The sequence below is a fragment of the Turicibacter sp. T129 genome, assembly GCF_025594975.1.
In the GTDB taxonomy this organism is placed as follows: Bacteria; Bacillota_I; Bacilli_A; order MOL361; family Turicibacteraceae; genus Turicibacter; species Turicibacter bilis.
Map to the genome: position 1 here is coordinate 18187 of NZ_JAMQUU010000014.1, position 26646 is coordinate 44832.

17 protein-coding genes are annotated in these 26646 nt (G+C 36.0%); 15 read left to right on the forward strand and 2 right to left on the reverse strand.

Annotated elements, in window-relative coordinates:
- Positions 1–227: 227 nt before the first annotated feature.
- The 5 genes from NEH75_RS01655 to NEH75_RS01675 all read left to right on the forward strand — a co-directional run bounded on the left by NEH75_RS01655 (position 228) and on the right by NEH75_RS01675 (position 7631).
- Positions 228–1601, forward strand: a complete 1374-nt coding sequence (locus NEH75_RS01655) for a hypothetical protein (protein ID WP_055243979.1) — start codon at positions 228–230, stop codon at positions 1599–1601.
- Positions 1601–3529: an aconitate hydratase gene (locus NEH75_RS01660; protein ID WP_262948403.1), complete on the forward strand. Its 1929-nt coding sequence runs from the start codon at positions 1601–1603 to the stop codon at positions 3527–3529. The genes NEH75_RS01655 and NEH75_RS01660 overlap by 1 nt, the downstream gene beginning before the upstream one ends.
- Entirely contained in the window at positions 3529–4536 is a 1008-nt protein-coding gene (locus NEH75_RS01665) for an isocitrate dehydrogenase (NAD(+)) (RefSeq protein ID WP_055243977.1), read from the forward strand. The genes NEH75_RS01660 and NEH75_RS01665 overlap by 1 nt, the downstream gene beginning before the upstream one ends.
- A gap of 190 nt (positions 4537–4726) precedes the next feature.
- Entirely contained in the window at positions 4727–6178 is a 1452-nt protein-coding gene (locus NEH75_RS01670) for a DUF4352 domain-containing protein (protein WP_262948406.1), read from the forward strand.
- Positions 6179–6857: 679 nt separating this feature from the next.
- A complete protein-coding gene (locus tag NEH75_RS01675) occupies positions 6858–7631 on the forward strand; it encodes a class I SAM-dependent methyltransferase (protein WP_262948408.1) in 774 nt (257 codons plus the stop codon).
- A 158-nt stretch (positions 7632–7789) separates the two neighbouring features.
- Here the strand turns inward: NEH75_RS01675 and NEH75_RS01680 are convergent, their stop codons facing one another.
- The gene (locus NEH75_RS01680) at positions 7790–8056 is read right to left on the reverse strand and encodes a hypothetical protein (protein WP_238581248.1); all 267 of its coding nucleotides are present in this window, start codon (positions 8054–8056) and stop codon (positions 7790–7792) included.
- Between the two features lie 71 nt (positions 8057–8127).
- Positions 8128–8499, reverse strand: a complete 372-nt coding sequence (locus tag NEH75_RS01685) for a hypothetical protein (protein ID WP_055304155.1) — start codon at positions 8497–8499, stop codon at positions 8128–8130.
- Positions 8500–8755: 256 nt separating this feature from the next.
- On the opposite strand from NEH75_RS01685, the gene NEH75_RS01690 reads away from it, so the two are divergent.
- The 10 genes from NEH75_RS01690 (at position 8756) to NEH75_RS01735 (ending at position 26013) form a co-directional block, all read left to right on the forward strand.
- Positions 8756–9736: a Wadjet anti-phage system protein JetD domain-containing protein gene (locus NEH75_RS01690; RefSeq protein WP_055304153.1), complete on the forward strand. Its 981-nt coding sequence runs from the start codon at positions 8756–8758 to the stop codon at positions 9734–9736.
- A gap of 10 nt (positions 9737–9746) precedes the next feature.
- Positions 9747–11348 carry a hypothetical protein gene (locus NEH75_RS01695; RefSeq protein WP_055304151.1) on the forward strand — a complete coding sequence of 534 codons (1602 nt, stop codon included), beginning with the start codon at positions 9747–9749 and terminating at the stop codon, positions 11346–11348.
- A 1-nt stretch (position 11349) separates the two neighbouring features.
- Entirely contained in the window at positions 11350–12072 is a 723-nt protein-coding gene (locus NEH75_RS01700; protein ID WP_055243964.1) for a DUF6063 family protein, read from the forward strand.
- Entirely contained in the window at positions 12059–16471 is a 4413-nt protein-coding gene (locus NEH75_RS01705) for a hypothetical protein (protein ID WP_262948409.1), read from the forward strand. The genes NEH75_RS01700 and NEH75_RS01705 overlap by 14 nt, the downstream gene beginning before the upstream one ends.
- 250 nt (positions 16472–16721) lie before the next feature.
- Positions 16722–17312, forward strand: a complete 591-nt coding sequence (locus NEH75_RS01710; protein ID WP_055304147.1) for a class I SAM-dependent methyltransferase — start codon at positions 16722–16724, stop codon at positions 17310–17312.
- Between the two features lie 329 nt (positions 17313–17641).
- The gene (locus NEH75_RS01715) at positions 17642–17989 is read left to right on the forward strand and encodes a hypothetical protein (protein ID WP_055304145.1); all 348 of its coding nucleotides are present in this window, start codon (positions 17642–17644) and stop codon (positions 17987–17989) included.
- 1141 nt (positions 17990–19130) lie between these two features.
- Entirely contained in the window at positions 19131–19559 is a 429-nt protein-coding gene (locus tag NEH75_RS01720) for a MerR family transcriptional regulator (protein WP_055304143.1), read from the forward strand.
- A gap of 78 nt (positions 19560–19637) precedes the next feature.
- On the forward strand, positions 19638–20480 hold the full coding sequence (locus tag NEH75_RS01725) for an aldo/keto reductase (RefSeq protein ID WP_055304341.1): 843 nt from the start codon (positions 19638–19640) through the stop codon (positions 20478–20480).
- 3570 nt (positions 20481–24050) lie between these two features.
- Positions 24051–25562: a DNA methylase gene (locus tag NEH75_RS01730; RefSeq protein ID WP_055304141.1), complete on the forward strand. Its 1512-nt coding sequence runs from the start codon at positions 24051–24053 to the stop codon at positions 25560–25562.
- A 22-nt stretch (positions 25563–25584) separates the two neighbouring features.
- Positions 25585–26013, forward strand: coding sequence for a hypothetical protein (locus NEH75_RS01735; RefSeq protein WP_055304139.1), 429 nt, complete (start codon positions 25585–25587; stop codon positions 26011–26013).
- Positions 26014–26646 lie beyond the last annotated feature (633 nt).

The window sequence follows — 26646 nt, forward strand, 5'->3', positions numbered from 1 at the left end:
ATAATGAAAACCTAAAAAATGATAAAAACCGACCTTTAAAAACGCTTTTTATGTTACTTTATCCCATTTTATAATGAGGATGAGTTTAACGTAACGTTTGATTTTAAAAAGATAGTAAAACAATTTTTAAAGTTACTGATATTTCGTATAAAGCATGCTACAATACCATTAATTGGTAAAGGTTGTGTTTTTGATATAAGTCAGTCATAGATAGGGGGATGAGTTTGATGATTAAATTTAATAACCGAACGAATTTAATGGAAGCGATTGAATTTAATTATTTATTAAATGATGTTAAAGATCCAAATCTTTATCGCGATGTTTATCCGTATGATGAAATTCCAAAGGTGACATTTAATCATACGCGGGTTCCTATACGTATGCCAGATGATATCTTTATAACAGATACATCATTTAGAGATGGACAACAATCACGCGCACCCTATACCGTTGATCAAATGGTAACACTGTATGAAATGCTACATCGTCTTGGTGGACCACAAGGAAAGATTCGTCAAAGTGAGTTTTTCTTATATTCGAAAAAAGATCGAGAAGCCGTCTATCGATGTTTAGAATTAGATTATGAATTTCCAGAAATCACAGCATGGATTCGTGCGAATAAGGATGATTTTCAATTAGTTCATGAGATGGGATTAAAAGAAACGGGTATTTTAGTCTCTTGCTCGGATTATCATATTTTTAAAAAATTAAAGATGACACGTAAAGAAGCTTTTGATCATTATTTAGGCATCGTGAAACAAGCATTAGAAGTTGGTATCATTCCAAGATGTCACCTCGAAGATATTACCCGTGCTGATTTTTATGGATTCGTAGTCCCATTCGCCATGGCGCTGAAAGCATTAAGTAATGAAAGTGGTGTTCCTATTAAGGTGAGAGCTTGCGACACGATGGGATATGGGGTTACTTATCCAGGAGCGGCTTTACCACGCTCGGTTCAAGGAATTATTTTTGGACTCAATCATCATGCTCAAATTCCAAGTGAACAAATTGAGTGGCATGGGCATAATGACTTTTATAAAGCCGTCAATAACTCATCGAATGCTTGGTTATATGGAGCTAGTGGCGTAAATTGTACGATGCTTGGGATTGGAGAACGAACTGGAAATACGCCTCTGGAAGCGATGGTGTTTGAGTATGCCCAGCTGAAAGGAACACTAGATGGCATGGATCCTACTGTCATTACAGAGATTGCTTCTTATTATGAGCATGAAATTGGTTATAAAGTGGCGTCTAATACTCCTTTTGTTGGAAAAAACTTCAATGTGACTCGTGCCGGTATTCATGCCGACGGCCTCTTAAAAAATGAAGAAATTTATAATATTTTTGATACGGATAAATTTTTAAATCGTCCACCCCTTGTCTCAATCTCTGCTCATTCAGGATTAGCTGGAATTGCTCATTGGGTGAATAGCTATTATCAGTTAAAAGAAGAGGAGGCTGTAGATAAAAACTCAGCACTCGTCTGTCGATTAAAAAGATTTGTCGATCAGGAATTTGAACAAGGTCGAATTGGAATTATGTCAGATGAAGAGTTAGCCAATTATGTCGAGTTTTTAAAATCTAATGGGGGCGTTTTATAATGGGATTAACATTATCACAAAAAATTATTCAAAAACACCTGCTTCATGGAGAGATGAAAGCAGGAGAAGAAATTGCAATCAGCATTGATCAGACGTTAACACAGGACTCAACAGGAACGATGGCTTATTTACAATTAGAAGCGATGAATATTGATCAGGTCAAAACTAAACGCTCAGTTGCCTATATCGATCATAATATGTTACAAGTTGGTTTTGAAAATGCAGACGATCATAAATATATTCAAACGGTCGCTAATAAATATGGGATTTATTTTTCAAAGCCTGGCAACGGGATTTGTCATCAAGTTCATCTTGAACGATTTGGAGTACCTGGACAAACGTTAATTGGGAGTGATTCACATACGCCCACATGTGGGGGGCTTGGTATGTTAGCCATTGGGGCAGGTGGTTTAGATGTTGCACTTGCTATGGCAGGTCAACCGTACTATTTAAAAATGCCCAAGATGGTTCAAATCAAACTAACTGGGGCACTAAGAACGGGTGTCTCATCTAAAGATATTATTTTAGAAGTTTTACGTCTACTAAGTGTCAAAGGTGGCGTTGGTAAAATTATCGAATACAGTGGAGAAGGGGTAAAGACATTAACGGTTCCGGAACGCGCAACGATGACTAATATGGGAGCAGAACTTGGAGCTACGACATCCATTTTCCCAAGTGATGAGCAAACATACGCCTTTTTAAAAGCTCAACAACGCGAACAAGACTTTACAGCATTAGTTGCAGATGAGGATGCTGATTATGATGAATGTTATGAAATTCATTTAGATGAATTAGAGCCACTTGTGGCCAAACCTCATTCACCAGATGCCATTTCAACCGTCGAAGAAGTGGGAGCTATAAAAGTCGATCAAGTGGCCATTGGGTCTTGTACGAACGGTTCTTATCTTGATTTAATGAAAGTCGCTGCTATTTTAAAAGGGAAAAGGGTGCATCCAGATGTCAGTCTGGTCATCTCACCAGGGTCAAAACAAGTATTAACGATGTTAGCTCAAAATGGAGCATTGGCAGATTTAATTGCTAGTGGGGCGCGAATTTTAGAATCTGGATGCGGTCCATGCATTGGAATGGGACAAGCTCCTGCCAGTCATGCCGTGAGTTTACGAACATTTAACCGTAATTTTTATGGACGATGTGGAACGTTATCAGCACAAGTTTATTTATGTTCACCTGAAACAGCGGCTTATTCAGCAATCAGTGGGACATTAGTTAGTCCATTGCAAGCAACAACGTTTGAGCACCCTTCATTCCCTCATCAGTTTGAAGTGTTAGATAATAGTATTATTTTACCAAACGAACTGCATCAAGACGTCGTTCGAGGACCTAATATTAAATCGTTCCCATTAAATGAGGCACTTAAAAAGGATTTAGAAGCCTCGGTGTTATTGAAAGTAGAAGATAACATTACCACTGATCATATCATGCCATCAAATGCTAAGCTTCTCCCTTATCGCTCAAACATCCCATATTTATCGAACCATTGCTTTGAAACGATTGATTCTACTTTTTCTTCACGCGCAAAACAGGCGAAGCAAGGCTTTATTGTTGGAGGAGAAAATTATGGACAAGGTTCCTCACGTGAACATGCGGCACTTGTTCCACTGTATTTAGGAATCAAAGCTGTTTTTGCTAAGTCATTTGCACGCATCCATCGCTCAAATTTAATTAACTCAGGAATCCTTCCTTTTGAATTTGAACAGTCTTCAGATTATGATTTGATTGAAGAAGGAGATCGATTATCAATCAAAAATTTAAAAGAGGCCATTGAATTGAATCAAACACAGCTTACAGTGACAAATCAGAGTAAACAAAGCACGTTTACCGTTCATTTACCATTAAGTCCTCGTGAAAAAGAGGCGATTCTAGCAGGTGGGATCATTAATTTAATTCGTCAAAGGGAGGAAGCTTAATGAGAACAGTCACATTAATTCCAGGGGATGGCATTGGACCAGAAATTAGTCAATCTGTCGTCAAAATCTTTGAAGCTGCCAAGGTTCCGATTAAATTTGAAATCGTTGAAGCGGGAGCGAAAGTGATGGATCAAGAAAAGACTCCACTGCCACAGGCCGTCTTAGATTCTATTCAAAAAAACAAAGTAGCGCTCAAAGGCCCAATTACAACGCCGATTGGATCAGGCTTTCGTAGTGTCAATGTGGCCTTACGACAATACTTTGATTTATACGCCAATGTACGTCCCGTTAAAAGTATTAAAGGGGTTCCTTCCCGTTATGAGGAGGTTGACTTAATTATTGTTCGTGAAAATACAGAAGATTTATATGCTGGAATTGAACATAAAATCGGAGATGTAGCGGCTGAAAGTATTAAGGTCATCACTAAAAAAGCAAGTGATCGCATTGCAACGTATGCTTTTACACTCGCGAATCAACAACAACGTGAAAAAGTAACGGCCGTTCATAAAGCGAACATTATGAAATTAAGTGATGGTTTATTCTTAGATTGTGTTCGTGACATTCGTGAACAATATCCTGACATTGAATATGATGAACAAATTGTAGATGCGATGTGTATGAATTTAGTCTTGCATCCTGAATCCTCAGATGTTTTAGTGATGGGGAATTTATATGGCGATATTTTATCTGATTTATGTGCCGGATTTGTAGGTGGACTTGGATTAATTCCGGGCGCAAATATTGGAGAAGAGATTGCCATTTTTGAAGCTGTTCATGGTAGTGCACCGAGCATTGCCGGCTGTAATCAGGCCAATCCAACAGCTTTGATTCAATCTGCAATCATGATGCTTCGACATTTAAACCTTCTAAATGAAGCCAATCGCATTGAGGCCGCCCTTTATGCGGTATATGAGCAAGGGCATGACTTAACCAAGGACTTAGGTGGAACAGCGACAACGACACAGTTTACTGATGCGCTCATTGCTAAATTACTGAATAATCGATAGAACGGGCTTCCGTTCTTTTTTTGTTTTCCTTTGACAGAAGAAATGAGAATGTGACGGACTGAGACAACTTCCTCTCTATTTAAAGACGTTTAATGAATGATTTTTTTATCGAAGAATGAGTAATATCAAATGCTACCACCCGTCATGCGATATAATAAGTCATATTAACTAGGCGAAATGGAGGATTCATATGCCAGACATAAAATCAATCTTACTACTTTGCTCCTTCTTGTGTTTCATCACCGGTATTTTTAGCCCTGAAGTCATCATTAGATGGGGAATTCCTTCCGTTAAAACTAGAAGACGTGTCCTTGCACTTTTTGGAGGTGTGACACTTTTATTAGTCATCATCACACAAATCGGTGAATCATTACCCAAGACTTATACTGAATTTAATCCTGAGGAAGAACCGTCTAATATTTTTGTCTTTTCTCCCATTGAGGCAGGAGATCGAATGAAAATTTATAAAATTGCTGAAACCGGCTATACCAATCATTTAGAGATTAATATTCTGAATGAGCAGAGCTCTTTAGGTAATGAAAATTATAATGCACCTGAAGGATATGAGTTTGTTCAATTAGATTTAAGGGTAACAAATAAAATGAATGAGCCCTATACACTTGATACACGTGAACTTCAATTACAAACAGGGATGCTTGAAGTCTTAACACCAACCATTGAGGATACGACAGAAACAAGGATTGATCTCGCGGGAGAAGAAACAATTGAGTTATCCCTGGTTTATTTACAACCGATTGACGAATCCTATTTGACCTTAACGTATTTACCACTAGCTACAGAAGCAGAATCCAATGAAGAAGCCTCAACAGAAGTCAGTGTTAGCAAAATTGGAGAAATCATCAAGACAAAACAAACGATGATTCAAGTTCATGAAGTGAGGCGAATGAATCAGAGTGCTAAAGCTGGATTTGAATATATTGAAGTCTCATTAAGTATTAAAAATCCAAGTAATCGTGCGATGACGTACTATCCCTTTCATTTTGAGTTAGAGTGTAGTTCAAGTCCTAATCGGGTAAAATCAGCTATGGGAATATCTGAAGTAGAAACATTAGGAATAACCGAGTTAGCTAGCGGAGGAATGGTGACGGGCACCTTACTATTTGAAGTTCCTAAAGGAGCGACGGATTTAAAGCTTTATTATCACGAACCCTCATTATTTACAAAACAAATGCTTGAAATCAATTTAATGGAAACAAGTAGTCAGCCACTACCGCTACAATCTGAAGTCGTATTAAGTGAACAATGGAAGTCAGTGGACGAACTCAATAACAGACAACTCAAAGTTTTAGAAACAGAGTTAATCAAAGAAACTAAATACACGCAAGCTAAAGAACATCATCAATTTGTTGCTGTTCGTGTTGAGTTGACAAATCACTCGGCTGAAAATCAAGAATATACCGCTTTTGATTTTAAATTAATGAATGAGCAAGGTCGTTTAACGATGCCAAGTCTTTTATTAATTGATAATCAATCCGAGTTAACGAGTGGCACCTTAGCACCACAAGAAAGTGTCACAGGTTACTTATTATTTGAAGATTCCGATTTATATACGACTTTTTACTTACTTTATTCACCTGATAATTGGAAAGATTCTGAGTGCATCATTCAACCGTTACAGTAATTTGTGGGAATATTGAAAAATTTTTACAATTTGTTGAAAAAACAGTGTCTTTTTTGTGTACACAGTGTATAATATTCTTAATTTAACAAAAAAAGAAAAGTTAAAATGCTTTAGGCTGATGAGTGAATTATCTTAGATCTAGATGGCACACTTTAGCGTCTCAAAGGATGGGGATCGATTCTTAGAACGAGGCCATTTAATTTTTTAAGCTGATGTAAAAATGTTGAAGATGATAGGTTATATAAGCAAATGGCTATCGCTATTCCTAGATGAATTGACATAGCAACAAGTTGAATGACTGAAACCTATTTCAAACGTACCATTCAAATGGTATCCGTTATTAATCATAAATGATGGTCAAGTGGGTTATATCGAAAGCTTTTTAGATAATGATCAGTGGCATCAGTCATGTAAGGCTAGTATTCAAGGACTTGATACAGTGTATCATAATCATTGAACGTCATGATTTGAAGGCCCATATAGGTAGGGAAGACATTGTAAGACTTCAAATCAGCTAAAGCAACTTATTGATCTTTCTTTTTTTGCAAAGTTTGAATTTGAAGACGTTGATCTTCAAATAGAGTCCTATCACCATGACGTGAGTGAGTAGGTGAGTGAATGCTAACGTTCGTTGGGGAAAGACGATCGTTAGAAATAAAGGAGTAAAGGGGTAGTGAGTATGAGTCAAGGGCTTTTTGAAACATTAATTAAAGAAGAACAACAACCATTTTCAGGATGGGATTTTAGTTACTTAGAAGACAGTGGTCGAATGGTAGAGTTTCCTTTAAAGTGGAAATTTTCAAATGTTTTAAAGCCATATCTTGAAAATTGTCACCGATTATTAGATATGGGCACAGGTGGCGGTGAATATTTAAGTTCATTCGCACCACTTCCAGCGGTGACCTTTGCAACAGAAGGGTATGAACCTAATGTAACGATTGCTGCTGATCGTTTAGCACCACTTGGAGTAACTGTCGTTCCAATTGAATCAGATGATCATTTACCATTTGAAGAGGATTCGTTTGATGTGATCATGAATAAGCATGAATCCTTTAACGCAGATGAAGTGGCACGTCTTTTATCAGAAGATGGTTACTTCATTACTCAACAAGTCGGTGGTTTAAATGACTGTGAGTTGAATATCTGGTTAAATGCAGAACCCAGTCACTTTTCCAATTGGAGTTTACGTTGTGCTGTGAACCGTTTAAAAGAAGCAGGATTAACGATTTTAAAGGCAACGGATGATGTCTCATTCACACGTTTTTATGATGTGGGAGCCATTGTTTATTATTTAAAAGCGATCAGTTGGCAAATCCCTGATTTTTCAGTGGAAAAATACTTTGATCGTTTAGAATCCATCCAAGCTGTTATTGATAAACAAGAATATATTGATTTTACACGCCATCGTTTTTTAATTGTGGCACAGAAAACAAAGCAAGATGAATTAAATTGACAAGACTAGTCGTGATCCAGCATGTAATTGGTAATTTATTCGATTCATGCTGGATTTTATGATCTTTTTTTGACTCTTTATGAACTGCTGACTAATCAGACTTCTTTTATTCGGTTATCAATTTTTAAAATCTCGTGTTAGTCGTTTGACATCTGTCTTTAATAAAGTTCATGGGGATCCATTCCATTATGATAATAATTATCTACAAATTCTTTTGTTTTTTTATCCATAAAGCTAATGTAGAGGTTTCCAGTTTCATCAAAGCACATTTCATCAATGGTGACTTGATAAGTTTTAGCTATTTCTTGTGCTCTAGCTAATCGTTCACTACTCTGAGTAATCACATAAATTTGTCTAAAGTTATCGGCTGAAATAATTTTCCAGCCAAGTGCATGTAAGATATCTAAGATATTCAATTTAATCACCTCGAATACCTTATTATAGGAGAAAAAGTTCTTAGTTAAACAAAAAAACACCTCGTCAGAGGTGTTTTAAATTATTCTTGTTCTAAGTTTGCAACGTATGATTCACGATCAATAGGAGAGAATCCAACGATTTGATCACAATGAAGGGTTAATTCATCAAAACTTAGTGTGTGTCCCGCTGCATAAGTGACGATAGCCTCTTTGACACAAATCATGCTACCATCACCGATAAATTCTACGTCCTCTTCACGCATGTTTTTAATCACTTCATCTTTTGCTGCCGAGATGATTCCTGCCATCGTTTCATCCATTTGATCTCCAGCATAATATAAACGTCCCATGACATGGCCAAAGTTAGTGATTAAAATAACATATCCATCACCAGAGTTAGCTATGGCAGATAATAAATTTAAATTTAAATATTTAGAAGACATTTGCTTCATACTAACACATCCTTATCTGAAATACCTTATCCATTTTAACATGAGAAAAAATTCACGACTACAATAATTTATCGAATTTTTAAGAATAACAGTGATGAATGATTTACGATGATACCTGATATTTCAGTTCATGCCCTTATTTTAAATGATAAAATCAAGAGTTCACTCAACTTTTATTCGATAAAAAGCGGATTCTTTTTTATATTTCATGTATAATTATCGTAAAAGTTGTCAGATAAAAATAGAGGTGAATATAATGGACTTTTTTAAACACTATCCTCGTAAAAAGATTGACTTAGCAACTATTGAGGAACATTACAAGCTAGGTAACTATCAAGAGTTATATTATTTTATACAAGAGGCACTAAAAACGGGAGTCATCATCCCAATCAAAAGTAGTGGGAGTAATGGGAAAAAACCAGCATTGTATAAAACTTACCGAATTCAAGTCACGATAGAAAATGAAGCAACTCTTCGTGAGGAGTTACTCTATTTAATTCATCCCAATTTAAAAAATGATTATTACCTGGCTCATTTAACGCAATATAGCAACGATCGTGAAGCCATATTGAAGCTCAGTTCTTTTTTTCAAACGAAATCATCTGATTTAGAACATCCCACTGCAATCAATGAACGCAGTTTTCAGATTTGGCAACAAGAGAAGTTTCTCTTAGAAGAAGGAAACAGACTTTTAAAAAATGTTGGCCTATCAATGACTGATTTAAATATTTATGAAACAGCAGAACCCCTGGCGTATTTTAGTGCTTGTAAAGAGACGCCTCAAAATATTTTAATTATTGAAAACAAAGATACGTTTTATAGTTTGCGTAAATATTTAATTGCGGGGCATAAAGAGATTCTAGGGTGTCGAATCAGTACCTTAATTTATGGAGGCGGTAAAAAGGGTGTTAAAGGATTTCAACATTTTCACGCGAGCGTTGAACCGTATTTATTGCACCAAGACAATCGATTTTACTATTTTGGAGATTTAGATTATGAAGGAATTATTATCTATGAAAGTTTATGCGCTCATTTTTACTGTGAGCCATTGGTGTCAGCATATGAGGCGATGCTTCAAAAAGCAGCCAATCTTCCATTACCAAAGACGAAAGAAAAACAAAAACGTCACGAACAAGGCGTTTTCTTTAGCTATTTTAATGAGGTGTCAGCCATGAAAGCCATTTTAGAGAATGAGTATTATATTCCACAAGAAATATTGACGATGGAAGATTTTTAGGAGGAAGGACATGCAGTACGATTTTTTACGACACTTTCAAATGCGTATGAAAAAAGTGGGTGCCTATGCGGTCTTGTTTAAGAACAGTTTAGCCAAAACGACATGGAAAAGTTATGGGTTTGATGAATCTTATGAACAAGTCAACCTCATGTTTTCAGTCTTACTTTATATTATGGAGTGCTCACTCAAAGAAGAGGTGTGCACGATGGATGACATTGCGAATTTCATTGATCAACTTAACATGCAAGCTTATCAGAAGTCACTGTCCTATGAACAAGCAAAAGAGCTGGCTATTTTTATTGTTGATGTAGCCCTTTGTAATGAAGGACGTCCGATGTACTTTGAGAGTTATAATTACGAAGAAAGCCAGTATGAGTCCATTTATATCAGCTTCGTCGGAAACAAAGTGGTTTACATCGATCAAGAATTGAAACGAACGTCGTATTACTTAACCGATGAAGGCTATGAACTGATGTTATCCACCCTTGAAGTCGACAGTCATTTACAATTAACGATTCAAGAGATGATCTTTAAACTGCACTTAGAGAAGGCAACGTACGATAAAGCGGTGGATGATGTCAAAAATATCTTTAATTTATTGCGCATTCAATTTCAAAAAATTGAGGGAGCCATGCGAAAAATCCGTCAAAATGCCTTGCTATATTCAGTGGATGACTATAAAGAAGTTGTTGAACAAAATTTAAGCATTATTGAAGAAACCAAAGAGAAATTTTTAGGATATCGCGAGAATATTAAACGTCGAATGCAAGAACTAGAAGAAAAAGATATTACGATTCAAAAGCTTGCAGAAGATGAACGTGAAAACTTAGGGCATTTAAAAACGATTGAAAGTTATTTAAATCAAGCCCTTGATGAACATCAGCGAATTTTAAACTTACATTTTGATTTGAAAAGTTTGTATACCAAAGAACTTGAAGGTTTGACGCAAATGGGGATGATTCAACGATTTAACTTACGCACTGAACTTTATGAAGAAGTATTAAAACAACCACATACCTTGGATTTTATGGATTATTTCTTACGCCCGTTATTTATGAAACCATTAGAAAAGACGTACAACCTTAATAAAAGTATTGAGTTACAACGCCCGATTTCAAAAAAGAAAAAAGAAGAAGAGTTTTTTACCACAATTGAAGAAGAATCAATGGAAACCTTTATCCTTGAACAAAAGCAGCAACGACTTCAGCGTTATCGGGATAGTCTAACCCTTTTACTGTCATTTGTTTTTAAAACGGGAAGTATTGAACTAAATGAGATCCAGCGACAACTGAATGACTCTCAATTACAACAGCTTATTCCAACCGTTGAAATTTTTAAAGAAATTATGATTGAATTATTGCAAGCGAAAGAACTCGATATCCAACGCTTAAAACAAGAACGTTCCGAAAATATTAGTGAACAAACCTTTGAATTTCAGCTGAGCACTTGTTTGCTTGATGTACTGGAAGCACAATTTCCATTAAAACGAATTGAAACGCTGACGGTCACTCGAACAGAAACAAAAAAAGTGGTGACATTTGAGCACGTTCAAGATGAAGAAGGGCGTAAAAAGACGATTAAATGTTCTAACATTAAATTAGAGGTGAAGTAACATGAGTTATCAAATAGAAGAAGTAAAACTTAGCCAGCAAATCTTTTATCACTTACTTTCACAGCGTGAATTAAATGAGCAACAAGACAAAGCTCTTTATTACGCCTATACTGGAAATGAAACGGTGATGAATTTAGTCAAAAGCCAAGGCGAAATTGCCAATTGTGTCATTGAACGTTATGGAAGTAGCATCTACTTAATTCCAAAAGAGGAAAATGAAGTTCTAGGATTTTCAAAACGTGAACTAAAAAAAGTCCTTTGTAAATCATCGGGAACAGATAAAGATTATTATTTATCTCAATTTGTCATTTTAACCTTACTTGTTGAATTTTATGATGGACAAGGACAAAGTGCAAAAGGGCGAGACTTTATGCGTGTGGGAGAGTTACAAAATATCATTGCCGAGCGTTTAAAAGAAGGCGCAACCTACTATGACGAAGAACAACAACAGCAACTTGGCATTGCCTATAGTAACATGCTAGAAGCCTTTGAAGCGCTACGAAGTGATGATCGAGGTTCAAAACAAAAAACAACAAAAGAAGGATTTTTACATGGAATCTTTAAGTTTTTACAAGAGCAACAACTCATTGAATACATTGAAGCTGATGAAATGATTACAACAACGAAAAAGCTTGATCAACTGATGGATTTTAATTTATTAAATCAAAACAACTATACTCGAGTATTACACGTCCTAAAGGAGGCCGAAAATGAGTCGAATTAATCGTATCCGTATTGTCAACTTAAATTACAATAATAACGCCATTCGAATCGATGATGAATGCTTTGAACTAGTCAATGAAAATACGTTACTTTCTTTACGGAATGGGGGCGGTAAATCGGTGTTAATTCAAATGTTAACCGCTCCGTTTGTTCATAAACGTTACCGTGATACGAGTGATCGTCCATTTGCTAGCTATTTTACGACGAATCAGCCAACGTTTATTTTAGTGGAATGGAGTTTAGATCATGAGGCTGGGTATGTGTTAACGGGAATGATGGTTCGTAAAAATCAAGAGCTGAAAGAGGACGAGGATCATCGTTTTGACCTTGAAATGATTAACTTTATTCATGAATATACGTCTGAAAATGATTACGATATTCAAAATTTCCCGCTACTGATTCAAGAAAGTCAGCGTAAGACGTTAAAAGGGTTTCATGTTTGTCGTCAATTATTTGAGCAATGTAAACAAGATAAACAACTTAAATTTGATTACTATGATATGAATCAGCCGGCACGTAGCCGTGCCTACTTCAATAAATTAGAAGAATTTCAAATTTATTATAAAGAATGGGAGTCCATCATCAAAAAGGTCAATTTAAAAGAGTCGGGATTATCTGAATTATTTAAGGATGCAAAAGATGAAAAAGGGCTCACAGAAAAATGGTTTTTAGAAGCGATTGAAAATAAGCTCAATCAGCAGCAAGACCGCATGAAAAACTTTGAAACACTAATAAAAAAATATATCTTACAGTATCAGGCGAACGAAGGAAATTTCAAAAAAAAAGAAGGAATTTTACGTTTTCAAGAAGAAATGCAGCCGATTTTAGAGCTTGAAAAACAGTTGCTCGAGAATGAAACTCAAGTGCATGAGTATGAATGTCAATTGGCTAAATTATATGCCATTTTAGATGTCTTACACCAAGAAACGACACAGGCAAAGGAGCAGCAGAACCAGCAATTAGAGCAGTTAACTCAACAACAACATCGTCTAGCTTATGAACAACAATCCCTTGTCATTTATGATTTAATGGATCAGATAACAACCTTACTTAAGGAAACAGGTGAGCAAGAACATCGGTTAACTCAATTAGAAGAGCGTCAACAAATAACCGTGAGACAACAACACATCTATGAAGCAGCGAATCGTTATCAATCGTATAAGCAAGCGTCAGAAGATGTTCAGCGTTGTGAATCGGAACTTGCCGTTGCGAAAAAAAGTCAAGAAGATTTACTCCCACGTTTACAAAATCTTGGATATAGTTTAAGTTTAGCGTATGAACAGCAAGTCGAACGTGAACAAGCTGACTTAACTCATGTTCGTTGGCAAATAAAAGATGTGATGCAACAACAAAAACACATTCACAAGCAATTAGAGATCAAGCAAGAGGATCGTCAGCAATTTTCCACTCAAATAGGGCGACTTGAGCAAGCTATTTCACAATTTGATCAAGACGAACAACGCTTATCTTCTAAGTATGACGAAGCTATTCAACGAAACTTAGAATGTTTTTATGCAGCGGGATTGTTAAAGGAGACAATCGACTCCATCAAACATCAGCTTGGAGAACTCAAGAAACAAAAAAAACAAGACTTAGAACAAGAGCTTCACGTAAAAGAGTTGCAGCATAAGGTGAATCGTGATTCAGAAGATGCTAAAGAAGCACTTGGGTCGTTAAAAATGATGATCAACGCCTATCAACAAGAACTACAACAATTAGAAGAGGAATTGAAAGTTCGTCATCGTATTCGTAGTTACATTGCTTGGCCTGAAGAAGCCGTTCTTGATACAGATGGCATGATAGAGGCGCTACACCAAAAGCGCCAAACCGTTGAAGGACGTCTACGTGAGTTTGAACGTGAAATGGATCGTTTACAAAAAGAAAAACAACAACTTCAATCGGGAGAAGTTTTGCCGATTCCTGATGATTTAAAACAACGTCTAGCGGATGAAGGGATTCAATATATCCAAGGAATAGACTGGTTAAAACGAAATCAACGTTCAGCCGAAGAAAATCAACTCCTTATTTCGAAAAATCCATTTTTGCCCTACAGTTTGATTTTAAATGCTACAGAGATGAAGCGATTAAAACGTATTGACCTTCAAATTAAAACGCCATTCCCTGTACCGATGATTCTGAGGGAACAATTAGAACAAGCACCGGCCACAACGTATTTATCTGGTTATTGTCAATTAGATACCCTTCATTTTTATGTTTGGTTTAATGAAGAATTATTAGACGAGCACCGTTTGCAACAATTGTTACTGCTTAAAGAAAAAGAAATTGCCGAGATTCAAGATAAGTGTGCCACACAACGTCTTCATCTTGAACGATATGAGGAGCAAATAGGTGTCTTAAAATATCAAAAGCTATCTGCCACAACATATGATCATGCTAAAAAACAACTCTCTGATTCCTTAAAACAACAAGATGAATTACAACAACAACTTCTTCATTTTCAAGCGGAAAAAGAGCGTCTTCGTGGAGAATTAGACGCGATCTTGAAACAGTTAACGACACGTCAAGAACAGATTCACTTTACTCAATTGAAACTTCAAGATTTTGAACAATTTATAATTGCTTATGAGCGTTATGTTCAGTTTCTGAAGGAGTTATTAGACGTCCGTGAGCAATTAAATACAACGTTAAGCGAGATTGATGAGGCGATGCAACAGCAAGCAGAACTTCATGAATCATACGATCGATTAAAAGCCAGTGAGCGTGAAAAACAAGCGCGTTTATCCCAGTCACAAGCAGTTCTTCAACGCTTTGAGCATTATGAAGAAGGAGAAGAATTACGAAAAGATGTGGAGGATTTATTAGCAGAGTATGAGGCCATTAAAGATCAATTAGATGGGGTGCTACATCGCAGCGAGGAAGACCTCATTTCAGCGAAAAAGCGATTTAACTTTGAAGAAGAGCAACTTCATACACTCATGCAACGTTATGAACTTTCAGATGCTGATTACCAACACATAACCTATGATAAATTTGCGCATGAAGAGGTGTTACATGAGATTGAACGATTGACGCATGAACTTCGTGAACAAGAAAAGGTGATTAATGAGTTAAAGATTTCAGTTGCAAAATATGAAACTGAGAAGAAAAATGCCTATGATTTATTAAAACGTGATTTAGGTGAAACCGAGATTTTAGATAAATCTGAAGTCGTGAAGCGGGATTTCATTATATTGCTGTCACAAAATCAAGCACAAATTAAAACGGTGAAGCAATGTCTTCATACGCTCGAGCAATCATTAGCGTTATACGCCCGTGAGCAATCGAATTTAGTCGAATATAACCAAGAGTTACCTGAAACAGACGTTGTCATTGATTCAAGCTATCGAAGCTATGATGAAAAAGCATGGCAAACAGAGAGAGGAACATTACTTCGTGATTATAGACAACAACAAAAAATGGTCGAAACATTAAAACATTCAATTAGCGATGAGTTTAATCGAATGAGTCGCCTCCCTCTATTTGAAGAGGATTTCTTTAATCGTCCATTACAGCGATTTGCTGTATGCAAACATGTCCCGCAATCGTTTATCGAGCAGTACGACACGATGCATCAAGTCTTTAACAGCCTAATGAAAAAGTTAGATGTTGATATTGAAATGAGTGAAAAAGAGAAAAGCAATGTCATTCAATTGTTACTTGATTATGTCGGAGAAATTCATAAACAACTCGGTTTAATTGATCAAAATTCAAGTATTCCGATTCGTGGGAAAAACATTAAAATGCTTCGCATCAAGCTACCTGATTGGCAAAGTAATGCCAATGTTTATCACGTGCGAATGAACGACTTTGTCAACTCATTAACGCAACATTGCTTACAACTCATGCAAAATAATGAAAATATCGAAGAGTTTATTGGCCATCAAGTGACAACCAAACAACTTTATGACCAAATTGTTGGAACGTCAAATGTTGAGATTAAATTATATAAAATTGAAGAGCAACGTGAATATCAAATCACATGGGAGCAAGTGGCGAAAAATTCAGGAGGGGAAGGATTCTTATCCGCCTTCGTTATTTTAACAAGTTTACTTTCTTTCATGCGTCGAGACGAAACAGATATCTTCTCAAGCTTTGAAGAAGGAAAAGTTTTACTCATGGATAACCCATTTGCCCAGACGAATGCAGCTCACCTTTTAAAACCACTCATTGAACTCGCAAAGAAAAACAACACTCAATTAATTTGTTTATCCGGGCTAGGGGGGGACTCCATCTATAGTCGATTTGAAAACATCTATTCCTTAAGTCTCGTTCCATCCAGCTTCAAAAAAGGATGTGAATACCTCAAAAGCCAACACATCAAAGGCGAAGTCGAACCCCACCTGGTGATTCCCTCGCGCGTTTACGTGGAAGATGCAGTACAAGAAGCGTTATTATTTTAACAGTTAATCTTCCTAAAAATGAGAGACCTCAGTTGTATATTCAATATACAACTGAGGTCTTTTAAAAAACAATCAATGGGATTGCTTATTAAATTAAAATTATCTCCAAAGTATGTCATGTTTTTCTATAATTTGTTAAAATAAACTTAGTTTAAATCATTTCTTAAATGTCTATGCAAATATTGTAGCAAAAGCATGTTACTTCTTAGCTAGGTTATTTACTGTAGAAAAGAAATTTAGGAGGGCAACGATGACTAAAACATTAAATTATTATAATCAGTGTGCTCAGGCATACAATGAAACAACTTTAAATATTGAGTTTGATAGTAAGCGTGAGATGCTGTTAAAATATCTTCAACCAAATGCGCATATTTTAGATTTAGGGTGTGGATCAGGAAGAGATAGCAAAGGGTTCCTTCAAAAGGGTTATAAAGTGACTGCCGTAGATGGTTCTAAAGAATTATGTAAAATTGCAAGCAAAAACATCGGGCAAGATGTGATTTGTCAGTTGTTTAATGAACTAGATGCTGTTAATGAGTTTGATGGAGTATGGGCATGCGCCTCTTTATTACATTTACCAACTAATGAGTTGAAAGAAACAATTTCAAAAGTTGAGAATGCGTTAAAAAATGATGGCTATTTCTATGTTTCATTTAAATATGGTGATTTTGAAGGTGAGCGTGACGGACGATACTTTAATGACTTTACTGAAGTTTCATTCAGTACCTTACTGAAAGAGTTTCCTAATTTAGAACTTCAAGAAGTAGAAGTCACAACAGATGTGATTCCAGGTCGTGAGAACGTTAGTTGGCTGAACGTGATTATGAAAAAAATAGCTTAAGGAAAAAGACACCTCCATTGTTAGACTTCATTGCTAACGTTAGCGGGTGTCTTTTATTTTGTTGATTTTAAGATGATATTTTTTAGAAGCATTTACATTTTTCTTTTTGCTCTTGGCGTTTGTTTAGTAAATCTTGCTCTGTGTATCCAAGTTTATGACCTAATCCGAATAAGACTTCCATGACATCGATTAGTTCTTCTAGTTTTTTAACTAGATCATCAAAGGAACCAAGCGGATTTTATTAACTGTATAGCCTGGAATAAAACGGCTCAAACCATTGATAGGTATGTCCTAAACGAAAGATGATTGGGATAGAGGGGCGATTACAAGTGAGAAATTATGAGAATGGGTCCCCTGCGCTAAGTAGCGAAGCTCTTAGCCATCCTCAATTGGTAGGGAATAAAGCGGGAGTTCGCCAGTATCTATCAGAAGTTTTAGTCAATCGATTCACTTTTCTAGAATCTAAAAAAAGTAGTACGATAGCTGAACCTGTAGAGCCTTTTAATCCCGCTATGGAAAGTAATATTAACCCGTTTGATCCAAACTTCTCAAATGCTAATTACTCTCCCACCAGTCAAAACTACAACAATCCCTTTACAACCGCTACAACTTTGGCTGGGAGTCTAAATAGGGCAATGAATCCTATTTCCGTTAGTGATGATGATTTACCTTTTTAGGGGATAATTCGTGATAAAAAAGATGGCACTCAAATTCATTTCAAGAATAGTTGATATATCTTTTTAGGATATAATCGCCAAACGTTGTATACAGGCTTTGGACCTCGGTAAATGTTTGAACTTTTTAACACTTATTTTTGGTCTGTACGCATTCCCTACTAGCGGAAGATACATTTACGTCGTAAATGGCAGGGGGTCCACTTTGTTTTAGGTTACGTGGCAAACTCCCCGAGTTTGCAATGATGTTTAGTGTTCTACTGATGTGCTATACACATACAAGGGGATATAAGGAGAGAATGAACTGTTTAGTTTTCTAGGATCAGATCTTATCGTTATCAATTGTTACTAGGGTATTTTTTTAAACGCACTGGAATAATATTATTAAAAAATTAGACAATACTCTAAATATTTTTTATATCTAATCTCCAACGGCCAAGCAAATAAAACAACCAATTAATCAGTCAAATAAAGATTTGATATATAATTTAAGCGATTGAATCTTACTGGGATGAAAGCACAAATCAGGATATTATCATTAATGTAACGAGATAAACCGTTACCATATACTCATTACTATTTTTAAAAATTCAAGAAAGTCTCTTATATTTTTCTTTTATGCCGTTCAAATGAATGGCTTTTTTTATAACGATCAATGTGAAAGGGGAAGTGAAAATGGAAAACAAATTAAGAGGAAATTGTGACTTGGCTTACAGTGCAAGAGAGGGATTACCTGATGAAGTCAAAAGATTGTATGGGGTGATGGGTCACCTGCCATTTACGGAGTAAATGTATCCTCAACTAGTAGGGAATGGTGGTGGCAGGTGCCTTGATATTTAGTTGCTATTTAAGAGAAGGCGATTATAGTAGTGGGATATTATTATTTGTAAATGTAGAATATATCTTAGTACATAGAAATTGATAAAAGCCTCAATGGTTGCAAGGCAACTATTGGGGCTTTTATCATCATCTAAGATAGAGAACTAGTAAAAGTGATTTAATTCAATCACTATTGCCTTTATAGATCAATTGTTGTTAATTTTTGGATATACGTGTAAAATATGATTAATAATAGATAATTCGCTTGCTATGGAGTTCACTCCAGTGTTTATAATACAGAAGTAAATGATAGGAAGTGAAACAGATGAACTCAAAACAAGTATCAGAAATGTTCAATCTTTCGATTGATACCTTACGCTATTATGAAAAAGTTGGCGTCATTCCAGCAGTTACACGAAATAAACAAGGATATCGTGACTATCAGACGAGCGATTTAAACTGGATTTTTCTTGTCAAAACTTTGAGAAAGGCTGGAATGACAATTGATTCTTTACAAGAGTTTGCTCGTCTTGCAAAAGAGCATGAGGCGGATAACCCTGACGTAGAGAAAAAACAAAAACAGATTTTAATTGATCAGCTTGAACAAGTAGAAAAAAAACTAGCTGAAATTCAAGAAGCTCGTGATTTACTTGCTTATAAAATCGAGACTTATGATGAGCATCTTGCAAAATTTAAAAATGGTAAGATATTAGAAGAAGATATTGAAAAATTATGGGAATTAAGAAAAAATTAGTTGCTATAGAGTTTACTCCATAGTCTATAGTAATACTTGTAAATTTGATTGAAACAAATTACAGGAGGCGAATAAATGATGAAAACAGTAAAATTAAATAATGGGGTAGATATTCCAATTTTAGGTTTCGGTGTATTCCAAATTGAACCAGAATATACGGCACAAGCAGTTAAAGATGCGATTAAAGCAGGTTACCGTCATATCGATACAGCGCAAAGCTATATGAATGAACGTGAAGTGGGTATCGGGATTAAAGAATCTAATGTGGCTCGTGAAGAGTTGTTTATTACAACAAAAATTTGGATTCAAAATATTAGCTACGAAGGGGTTATGAAATCATTCACAGCATCACTTGAAGCATTAGATACTGACTATGTTGATTTACTATTACTTCATCAACCATATAACGATGTTTACGGTGCGTGGCGTGCAATGGAAGAATTGTATAAAGCAGGAAAAATCCGTGCTATCGGTATTTCAAACTTCGCAGTTGATCGCGCAGTTGACTTAGCTGTTTTTAATGAAGTAACACCTGCTATTAATCAGATTGAAATCAATCCATTTCAACAACAAACAGAAATAATTGCCGCTTTACGTGAAGAAGGAATTGCACCACAAGCTTGGGCACCATTTGCTGAGGGACAAAATGGAATCTTTACAAATCCTGTTCTGACAAAAATCGGTGAAAAGTATGGAAAATCAGTTGCACAAGTTATCCTTCGTTGGTTAGTTGAACAAGATGTCATAGTATTAGCAAAAACAGTTAAACCAGAACGTATGGCTGAAAATATCAATGTATTTGACTTTGAATTAACAGATGAAGATAAAACTGCAATCGCAACATTAAACGTTGGTTCAAGCCAGTTCTTCTCACATTCAGATCCAGTTATGATCAAACAATTAGCAAGCTATAAAATTTAAGTTATTTAATAGATATTCATTAATATAAAGTAAACAAAAATCAATGACTTAATTTGTGATAACTAATTGTCTGATTTAAATTGATAACGTAGGAAAAGAAAAAACCATTATCCCAAATCACATTTAATCTGAACTCAGATAATGGTTTTTGTTTTATCAATTCCCTGTAAAATTTCCGGATGTGAATATTATCGTGGAGATGGGTCAGTACCCATCCCAAATGTTTTAGGTGATTGCCGTAGCGGGATGTATTAAGAATAAAAGACATAAAAAAACAACTGATGAGGGGAATCAGCTGTTTAATAAAAGGGATTTTATAACATAAGGAGTTTTGGGAATAGCAAGTCTTAAACTTACCATTATGTTATGGAATATATTTCTGCTTTTATTCAAAAGCAGGAGATTTAAAGAGAAATCATGTGTTTTAAAAAACTAGAGTGCCTTATGTCACAACAGGTATTTTCATAATCATGTGTAATCCCGCTACCATGCCTGATGAAACTTCAATGCTTCCAAATAACAATAAGTAAATGGATAGGCTAATCATGCAAGTGCATCATTAGCCTTTTCTTATCCTATGCTAAGACTCAAATCTAAAGATTTTCGTACTTAGCGGAAATCCATACTTAAACAACGTCATCACTAAACATTCAATCCACCCGTGCCACCATCCTTGCGTATGGTTAGGGTGTGGGGCTTGATGTTTAGCTGTTTTTGTTTAATAGAGGAGACTGCATCGTAGCGAGAGAGTTTTCGTTGTGGATAAAGAATAAACCTTAGTACCAAGAAATTAATAAAAGCCTCAACGGTTGCAAGGCAACGATTGAGGCTTTTATCATCATCAACAGAACTATGAATATAAGGAACGTAAATAACGGTTCAGTATTGAAGAAACTGAACTATTATTTACTCCCGCCACTAAATAGTATCTTCTTATTAATAAAGAGATTGATATAAAAAGAAAAATAGGAAAATCAAAACGACATGAATTCATGTGGTTTTGGTATCCATGATCTTTTGTAATAGATTTAAAACATGCTAGAAATAAACATGGAATATTCGGCTACCATGAAGCATTCTAACTACATTTATCCCTAATAACAGTATCACTAAATATCAATCCACTCATGCCTACATCCAAGTGGATGTGTTATTTAGTTTTATATTTAATCTGAAAAACTCATCGTAGCGGGATTTTAAAGTGCCGCCTGTAACGGCAGTTATCCTAATAACCACAAGCCTCCCGCTACAAGAATTTATCTAATTGCATTTCACCTAAAGAAACACAATAAGGCATGGATAGGCGAATCATGTTCATCACATCATTCGCCTTTTCTTATTGGATGTTTTATTACAAACAAAGATGATCACTAAGCATCAATCCCTTTTTACGCCCCCATCCTATTGATGTGGGGCAGTGAGGGCTTGATGTTTAGTTGCCCACTTAACAAAGATAATTGCTAGTAGCGGGATTACGATACTTAGATATAACCTTAGTACAAAGAGGACCTTCCATCCCAAACGGTTGCAAGGCAACGATTGGGGATGGAAGATCATCTTATATTCTTTATTTAACAGGGGCTATTATTTATCAAATTAATCTTCTCATACAAGAAAAAAGAGCCTATAACTAAAATGAACGCCATTAAAAAACGTCACCGTACGCCTACGATGTACGGCGTGTGGGTGCTATTTTTAAGGCGTTTTTTTGTTAGGAGAGGGAGATACTTATTATACAAGATGCACGTGTTTCTTGATGAAATACTCTATCTATCAAAGTTCATTAAGTAGCGGGAAATATCCACGTATAAAACTAGGACTAGAAAAGTTAAACGGTATTTTTGCATATCGTGTCATGATATTCAATAGGCAACGATAGAACAGTTGCTGTTAATTTATCAAAATAACCTAGCTAATGACAGCTAGGCTTTTTCTTTCAGTTTTCAGACATAAAAAAAGAAGAACAGTTGACTAGGCTGTTCTTCAACAAACAAAACAAACAAACTAACTAACTAAAAGAGAAATAACAATCAAAGTTATAACTTTTTAATTCGTTACATAAATAGTATATCACAATTCATTCGTAGTTACCATATAAAATTATATAATAAAGCATGGATAGGCTAATCACGTTTATACGTCATTAGCCTTTTCTCATTAGATTTTTAATCTAAAAGAGAGAGATCACTAATCATCAATCCCTTGATACGCCCACATCATGCTGATGTTGGGGCCATTAGGGCTTGATGGTTAGTTTTCATATTTAATATAGATGACTCATCGTAGCGGGAAAATCATTTCTATACTTAGTGGTAATCTTAGTACCTAGATTTCATGAAGCGGCTAACGGTTGCTTTGCAACGATTAGCGCTTCATGACTCTAATTTTAACTTTCTAAACAGTTAAGACTTCATAAAAAGGGCTCATTCTTCCAAGTGGAAGATTATCTCACAAACCATAAGAAAATCAACACGGCATAAATGCGGTGTTGGTATCAATGATTTTTTGAGGATGAATTTAAAAAGCATTCAGATTAATCATAGGCATGCCGCTACAAGAACTACTCAAACATCAATCCCCAGTGCTACCATCCTTGCGTATGGTTAGGGTGTGGGGCTTGATGTTTAGTTGCTGTATTTAATAAGGGTCATTCATCGTAGCGGGAGAGTTTTCGTTGTGGATAAAGAATAAAGCTTAGTACCTAGAAATTGATAAAAGCCTCAACGGTTGCAAGGCAACGATTGGGGCTTTTATCTTTATCAAGAAAACTATAAATACAAAGTCTGCAAATAACCGTTCAGTCAGGATCCGTAAACGGAAGGCTCTGAACGGTTATTTACTCTCATTACTAAACAATATCTTCTGATTAAGGAAGAAATCGATGTAGCATGAACAATAAGAAAATCAAAACGACAGGAACACCTGTGGTTTTGGTATCGATGCTTTTTATTGTGCTAGGGATCTAAAAGGGGATTGAAATAACCATAGGCATCCCGCTACAAGGAAAGATAAAATCTTATCCCCAAAAGAAAGAGTCACTAAATGATCAATCCCACCGAGTCACCCGCCTATTGTATACGTCGGGTGTGGTGTGGCTTGATATTTAGTTGCTATATTTAACGAAGGTCATTTATCGTAGCGGGAAATTACCTGACATTTTCATCATTAAAAATATGTATAAGTATGAAAAAAGCCCTAATGATTGCAGGGGGGAGCAACGATTAGGGTTTACTTTAATGTAAATATCTAATTATAAGGAAGAGTAGAAAGTAAATTTTTTTATAAGTGCTAGGGGGGAGTAGCACCCTAATGTTATTGACGTCGATTTCTAAATTTATTCACTGGATTATAAATAAATAATAAAAGAGGATTTATAACAATTGGCATCATGAAGTTCGTCTACTACGTGATGCTTTTTTTTGTATCCCGCTGTGTGTTTTAAAAGAGGTAAAGATTCTTTAGAAGTGGGGGAAATGAATTTTTAGTTAATTTTGGAATTAAATTCGTTAATTTTATTGAACATTTGTTCGTTTTTGATTATAATAATGAATAAAGAAAGGAGGAAATGGCATGGCAGATAGGGTATATATTGCACTAGATCTTAAGAGTTTTTATGCTTCCGTTGAGTGTCATGAGCGAGGATTAGATCCGATGACGACTAATCTCGTGGTTGCCGATGAAAGTCGGACAGAAAAGACCATCTGCCTTGCGGTTTCTCCTTCCCTTAAGTCTTTTGGTATTTCCGGTAGACCTCGTTTATTTGAGGTTGAGCAGAAGATTAAAGAAATTAATCATGCTCGTAAACAGGACGCAAGTCATCAGACTTTTGTTGGTGCGTCGTATGATCAGACGGAGTTGATGAATTCGTCCAACTTAGAGGTATCTTATCTTGTTGCCACGCCCAGAATGGCACATTATATCCAGTACAGTACTCGAATTTATGAGGTGTATTTGAAATATATTGCACCTGAAGATATACATGTTTACAGTATTGACGAGGTATTTATTGATGCGACCCATTATCTTAAGATGTATCAAATGAGCGCTTATGATTTAGCGATGACCATGATTCATGATGTTTTAAAAACAACAGGTATCACAGCTACTGCTGGAATTGGAACTAATCTGTATTTGTGTAAGGTGGCGATGGACATTGTGGCGAAGAAAATGCCCGCTGATCGATTGGGTGTTCGTATCGCCGAGCTTGATGAAATGACTTATCGAAGGCTTTTATGGGATCATCAGCCCCTCACGTCCTTTTGGCGTGTTGGGAAAGGTTATGCAACGAAGCTAGAGGCCCATGGGATGTATACGATGGGAGATGTGGCAAGAATGTCTTTATCGGAGGGGGGAGAAAAGTTATTATATAAGCTATTTGGTGTTCATGCCGAGTTATTAATTGACCATGCCTGGGGGTGGGAACCTTGTACCATGGCTGATATTAAAGCCTATCAACCTGAAAATAGCAGTATCAGTTCAGGACAGATTTTGCAAAGTGCTTATCCAGCTAATAAAGCGAGGTTAGTTGTTCGTGAGATGGCGGATTCTCTTGTGCTTGAACTGGTTGAGAAAAAGTTAGTCACCAATCACATCGTATTGGTGATTGATTATGATAGGGAGAGTTTAGCTGATCCAAACATCGCAAGGGATTATATCGAAGAGGTGACCGTAGACCGATATGGAAGAAAGATTCCAAAGCGTGCACGTGGTTCAAGAAAGCTTGAAGGTCACACGTCCTCAACCACACTGATTATGAAAGCGATAACGGAGTTATTTGATCAAATCGTGAATCAGAAGCTTTTAGTGAGGCGGTTAACGGTGGTGTTTAATCATGTGGTAGATGAGGAGACAGTAAAGTCAATCCCAACCACGAAGCAACTTGATTTGTTTACCGATTACAGTATCATTGAGCAGAAGCAAAAAAAGAAAGAGGCTACTCTTAAAAAGGAACGTAAGAAACAAGAAGCACTATTATCTATTCGTAAAAAGTTTGGAAAAAATGCGATTCTTAAAGGAATGAATTTGGAAGAAGGGGCAACTACAAGAGATAGAAATAATCAAATTGGCGGTCATAAAGCCTAAACAAAGAATGAGGTGAATACCTATGAATCATAAATATAGCGATATACTACATCTGCCCTATCAAAAATCTAAAAACCATCCCCCTATGTTAAATAGTCATCGTGCCGCGCAGTTCGCTCCATTTGCGGCACTAACTGGACATGACAGGGCAGTGAGGGAAGTTGCAAGACTAACGGCGGATAAGGTAGAACTAGATGAATCATCCATCAACAGACTGAATGAGAAGATACAACTTTTAAAGGAACATCTCCTAAATCGACCAAGGGTCACAATCACCTATTTTCAACACGATGAAAAAAAAACGGGTGGTGCTTATTTGACAACGGATGGCTATGTGAAAAAGATTGATGATTACCATAACATCCTTGTGATGGGGCAAGGAACTCTCATCTCTTTTTCAGATATTTTTGATATTGAATGTCATGAACTTTTCTGTGATGAAGGGTTCTAATGAATTCTTCCTATTGTGAAATATGAAATAAAGTGCCATCTTTAAGAAAAGTTTCCTTGATAGACCTAAGAATCAAGCCCTAGTAGTTGAGAATAACCACAAAACCTTAAAAGATTCCAGTCCCGCTACCAGATGATTTTTTGTTCATCAGTAGCAATTATCTCTATCATCAGAAACATCTCACTACAAGATAGGCACAAGCTTCAATCTCCGAAAAAACATAAGAACATGAAAAGGCTAATCACGTTGACACATCATTAGCCTTTTATAATGGATGGATTCTCATGAATATAGCAATTGCTAAACATTCAATCTTGCTAGTATGTCCACCTCGTGCTGAGGGTGGAGCGTTGCCAATTAATGTTAGCTGCAAGATGGCTCATAGTGTGGGAGAGTAGTCCACAAAAATAAAGGGTATACCATTGTATATAGAGTTTTAAATTCCTCAACAGTTGGCTAGGCAGCTATTGGTGGATTTAATCATAAAGCTAAAGCATATCTTCTAATTACGGAAGAAATCGATATCTTAAGAAAACTAAGAGAACTAAAACGAAATGAACTCATGCTGTTGTGGTATTCTTGCCTTTATAGAAATATGGATATAAATTAGATATTTTACTAAACGCATGTATC

Bases quoted from the DNA above. Each gene is read 5' to 3' on its own strand.
- NEH75_RS01725 (WP_055304341.1), top strand. From the start codon at position 19,638: ATGAAAACAGTAAAATTAAATAATGGGGTAGATATTCCAATTTTAGGT.
- NEH75_RS01735 (WP_055304139.1), top strand. From the start codon at position 25,585: ATGAATCATAAATATAGCGATATACTACATCTGCCCTATCAAAAATCT.
- NEH75_RS01655 (WP_055243979.1), top strand. From the start codon at position 228: ATGATTAAATTTAATAACCGAACGAATTTAATGGAAGCGATTGAATTT.
- NEH75_RS01695 (WP_055304151.1), top strand. From the start codon at position 9,747: ATGCAGTACGATTTTTTACGACACTTTCAAATGCGTATGAAAAAAGTG.
- NEH75_RS01730 (WP_055304141.1), top strand. From the start codon at position 24,051: ATGGCAGATAGGGTATATATTGCACTAGATCTTAAGAGTTTTTATGCT.
- NEH75_RS01700 (WP_055243964.1), top strand. From the start codon at position 11,350: ATGAGTTATCAAATAGAAGAAGTAAAACTTAGCCAGCAAATCTTTTAT.
- NEH75_RS01660 (WP_262948403.1), top strand. From the start codon at position 1,601: ATGGGATTAACATTATCACAAAAAATTATTCAAAAACACCTGCTTCAT.
- NEH75_RS01690 (WP_055304153.1), top strand. From the start codon at position 8,756: ATGGACTTTTTTAAACACTATCCTCGTAAAAAGATTGACTTAGCAACT.
- NEH75_RS01670 (WP_262948406.1), top strand. From the start codon at position 4,727: ATGCCAGACATAAAATCAATCTTACTACTTTGCTCCTTCTTGTGTTTC.
- NEH75_RS01675 (WP_262948408.1), top strand. From the start codon at position 6,858: ATGAGTCAAGGGCTTTTTGAAACATTAATTAAAGAAGAACAACAACCA.
- NEH75_RS01720 (WP_055304143.1), top strand. From the start codon at position 19,131: ATGAACTCAAAACAAGTATCAGAAATGTTCAATCTTTCGATTGATACC.
- NEH75_RS01710 (WP_055304147.1), top strand. From the start codon at position 16,722: ATGACTAAAACATTAAATTATTATAATCAGTGTGCTCAGGCATACAAT.
- NEH75_RS01665 (WP_055243977.1), top strand. From the start codon at position 3,529: ATGAGAACAGTCACATTAATTCCAGGGGATGGCATTGGACCAGAAATT.
- NEH75_RS01685 (WP_055304155.1), bottom strand. From the start codon at position 8,499: ATGAAGCAAATGTCTTCTAAATATTTAAATTTAAATTTATTATCTGCC.
- NEH75_RS01705 (WP_262948409.1), top strand. From the start codon at position 12,059: ATGAGTCGAATTAATCGTATCCGTATTGTCAACTTAAATTACAATAAT.